At 33.8% G+C, this 1,591-nt stretch carries 2 protein-coding genes; both read right to left on the bottom strand.

The features are described 5' to 3' along the window. Positions 1–180: 180 nt before the first annotated feature. Positions 181–1,014: a tetratricopeptide repeat protein gene (locus RM545_RS17390; protein WP_311496553.1), complete on the bottom strand. Its 834-nt coding sequence runs from the start codon at positions 1,012–1,014 to the stop codon at positions 181–183. Then, a complete protein-coding gene (locus tag RM545_RS17385) occupies positions 1,014–1,535 on the bottom strand; it encodes a hypothetical protein (protein ID WP_311496552.1) in 522 nt (173 codons plus the stop codon). The genes RM545_RS17390 and RM545_RS17385 overlap by 1 nt, the downstream gene beginning before the upstream one ends. Between the last annotated feature and the right edge of the window lie 56 nt (positions 1,536–1,591).

Raw genomic sequence — 1,591 nt, 5'->3', positions numbered from 1 at the left:
ATTATAATCTGAGGTCAACTGGGTAATACGTTCGGCAGTCATTTTCCGTTCCTTGGAATAGGAAAGAATTTCTTCTTGAGTCGGTTTTAAATATTCTCCAATTTTATACTTGATAAGAATTGCCAATTCCTTGTCGGTCATCAAGGATAATTTTTTCTGTATTCTTCTCATAGCCCGCAATTAGCCATTGTTATCAGCCGTTTTTATCTGGTCCTCAATGTTTTCAAGATAGATTTTGTCCAATGGATTCGAATATGGATCGGACATTTTCTTTCCTTTAATGTAAAGTTCCATTGCTTTATTCAAACAAGATCTGTATTCAGTTAATTTGTTTAAATTTAAAAAAGCTAATGCCGAATAATATTGATTTTCAGCTAATTCATTTGTCTGGGATTGTTTCTTAAATACTTCTATTGCCTTTTCAAATTTCTCTGTTTCCAGATAGAGAACACCAAGATGTAAATAATCATATGCGCCTATGAAATCTTCCTGTTCGTTTCGTTGTATCTGATTTTCAATAATTTGTATAGCTTTTTCTTGTTCTCCAATTGCTTTATAACATAGACCTTTTGCAATGTTTAGATGATAAGTTCCATTTTGACTTTGTCCAATGTCATAATCCACCAAACTGTCCAGCTTTTCAATGTCTTTTATTGCTCCTTTGTAATCTCTAAAAAACTGGTAACGACACCAACCTCTATATCCAAGATGTTCTTCCGGGTTATACCGAACTGCTTTGTCAATAAGTTTTTTCCAGGTCACAAAATCTCCACTTTTAAGATAAGCAACAGATTTTGCCCGATAAGCATAATCAAAAGTTGAATCAATCGCCAGGGATTCGTCCAGAACAGTTTGAAATTCCCTGGTGAATTGATAATGTCCTTTAATTTCCAATGATTTCTTACAGGCTTCGTATTTTAAGGTATCACCAAGATATTTATAAGCCTCGCAATTGGGTTGAGCAAATACGCCTGAAAAGGAAAACAACACTATTATTAAACCAAGATTTTTCATTAAGGTAAAATTTCTGTTAGTTGTCCTTCTGTTATTTTAAAAATGAGATACATATAATAGTCAACAGGAATATCGCTCCTGTAAAGAATTTGCCAGTTTTCAATCCCTTTTGTTATATCTACAAGTTGGGTAACTATTCTTTCGTCAAATTCGGTTTCCTGATAGTTATAGTCGGACTGCAATACCCTGAACCGACCTGTTTTTCCTTCACAGTTTACTATAAATCGTATCCTGATAAGGCCGCTTTGGTCTTTACTTGACAATGGCTTGTATTTCGATTTGAAAGTTTTTAGAAGGGATGATTTTTCTCCGCCATATACAGGACCTTCTCCTAAATTAAAATATTGAAGAATATAATCGTCTCCGTTACAAACTATAAAGTCGGATTTATCAATTTGATCATTCTGTTCAATGTCTCCCACCCAGCGCAAATAATCCCGTTTTTTATCAACTTTTTTTTCCGATTGACAACCTAGAAGAGTTAAGAATAAGACTGATATTGCAATAAGGGATTTTTTCATATGTTTTGTTCAAATAGCTTACGAGGTATGTTTTAAAAACAATGCGAGCTGGTGAG

The sequence above is a fragment of the Autumnicola lenta genome (assembly GCF_031846515.1).
In the GTDB taxonomy this organism is placed as follows: domain Bacteria; phylum Bacteroidota; class Bacteroidia; order Flavobacteriales; family Flavobacteriaceae; genus Autumnicola; species Autumnicola lenta.
Note: the sequence above shows the minus strand (reverse complement) of the source record. Positions and strands in the feature narration are given on the sequence as shown.

Bases quoted from the DNA above. Each gene is read 5' to 3' on its own strand.
- RM545_RS17390 (WP_311496553.1), bottom strand. From the start codon at position 1,014: ATGAAAAATCTTGGTTTAATAATAGTGTTGTTTTCCTTTTCAGGCGTA.
- RM545_RS17385 (WP_311496552.1), bottom strand. From the start codon at position 1,535: ATGAAAAAATCCCTTATTGCAATATCAGTCTTATTCTTAACTCTTCTA.